Raw genomic sequence first — 1,957 nt, forward strand, 5'->3', positions numbered from 1 at the left:
AGGCTGAGCTTGCAAAGGAATCAGTTAAGCGTGGACGTGGACGTCCAGCAGGCAGCAGAAACAAGAGCACAATAGAAAGAGAGCAGGCTCTTGCTGCTGCCATGAAAAGACGTCCTGGAAGGCCACCGGGCAGTCGTAACAGGACTCCTGAGGAACGGGCAGCACTGGAGGCGGATAAAAGACCTCGCGGACGTCCTTCTGTTTTGGCTGATGCTGTTGATAATGACACCGTCGATGTTGAGAGACTACGTTCAACTTAACAGGTCCAGTACGAATCTAACTCATGAGTTGTTACGTGGCATCTGCCCTCATAACAGGTACCTGTTCATGCATCCTCCAGTCTGAGGATATTGTCATTTTTTCGTGGAAAATATTCCTGTTTAGTTAACCACATTTAAGAACAGGCTTCACTGATCTACGCAAAATTAACGTATAAAGAGAGCAAAGCCCCTGACAGAGTCGTTCTGTCAGGGGCTTTGTTTATGTGCTGTCACAGCAGGTTATAAGGCCTGTGGCATCTACAAGTGAAGATTAGAACACAATGGTCTTGTTGCCGTGGATAAAGACCTTGTTGTTAAAGACCTTGCCCAGAGCGCGTGCCAGAACCATACGCTCTACGTCACGGCCGGCCTTGGCCATCTGAGCGGCCTCGTAGCGGTGAGTGACCTTGATAACGTCCTGCTCGATAATTGGACCTTCATCCAGATTGTCGGTAACGAAGTGGGCAGTGGCACCAATGATCTTTACGCCACGGTCAAAGGCCTGCTGATATGGCTTGGCGCCGATAAAGGCTGGCAGGAAGGAGTGGTGAATGTTGATAAGAGTGCCAGGACGGTAGTGGGCAACCATGCGTGGGGTAAGAATACGCATGTATTTGGCCAGGATAATGTAGTCTGGATTGTACTGGTCGATGAGATCCATCATGCGCTGATCATGCTCTTCGCGGGTCAGGCCCTCATGAGAGACTACGTGGAAAGGAATGTTAAACTTGGAAACCAGGTCGCCAAGGTCAGGGTAGTTACCTGCAACCATGACAATTTCGGCATTGAGTGAATCTGAATAGCTTCTCATCAGCAGATCACCAAGGCAGTGAGACTCCTTGGTAACCAGAATGACAATGCGTGGCTTGATGGACTTGTCCTTAAGACGAACTTCAGCACTCATTGGCATACGGGACTTAACACGGCTTAAGAACTTCTCCTCAATACCGTCTTCAAAGTTGCCCTCGAGCACAGTACGCATGAAAAAGCGATTGTCCTCAACTGAAGCGAACTGATCCTGGTGAACAATGTTCAGACCAAACTCAAAACAGGTGGTGGTTACATTGGCAATTAAACCTGTAGCATCAGGACACTCAGAGATTAGAACCTTTTGTTGCATGATAAAAACTACGTAAGTCCTCTGAAAGAAGATTTGACCACTCCGGCGAGATTCAGTCCTTTCACCACTTTGATACTCAACCGGTACAAGTTCAGGTCGCAGGCACAGCCAACAGCACAGCTTCCATTACAGACAGACTGCCGGCATAGCCGGTAAAGCTGTCTGCCTTCCATTTGCTGCACGACAGGCAATGCTCAGAACAACTCAAAAAACAGTTATGAATCCTACCAAAAACAGCCCCTTCTCTGAAGATGTGCAGATATATTTAATCATGGCACACAATGCGCAAAGCACAGTGCCCCTGCCCGGTCCAAAAAGCGTAAACAAGGCATTTCCTGAACAGTGCACCACTGCCACGTGCACATAGGCACGTAAGCACGTAAGCTCCCTGTCGTGCACCACCGCACCGTCCTGTAACATAACACTGGCCCGGAGTACCCTCACTAATGGCCCGTGCACCGACAGACGTACCAATAAAGTGTCAGCCCGGCACTGTCATCTCCGCAGTACCTGCCCCGCAGTGCAAGCACGCAGCCTCAACTCACCCCCTGCCCCAGCCTCTGCCCCTGTCCCTGAC

2 protein-coding genes are annotated in these 1,957 nt (G+C 49.9%); one reads left to right on the forward strand and one right to left on the reverse strand.

Annotated elements, in window-relative coordinates; all coding sequences use genetic code 11:
* Window positions 1-260: hypothetical protein (locus MXE39_RS12805; protein WP_246978826.1), on the forward strand; the 260-nt coding region annotated here is incomplete at its 5' end.
* A gap of 271 nt (window positions 261-531) precedes the next feature.
* Here the strand turns inward: MXE39_RS12805 and purU are convergent.
* Entirely contained in the window at window positions 532-1,380 is an 849-nt protein-coding gene (purU, locus tag MXE39_RS12810) for a formyltetrahydrofolate deformylase (protein ID WP_246978827.1), read from the reverse strand.
* Window positions 1,381-1,957: the final 577 nt, after the last annotated feature.

Origin of the sequence: Anaerobiospirillum sp. NML120511, from assembly GCF_023050955.1 — a bacterium.
Taxonomy (GTDB): Bacteria; Pseudomonadota; Gammaproteobacteria; order Enterobacterales; family Succinivibrionaceae; genus Anaerobiospirillum.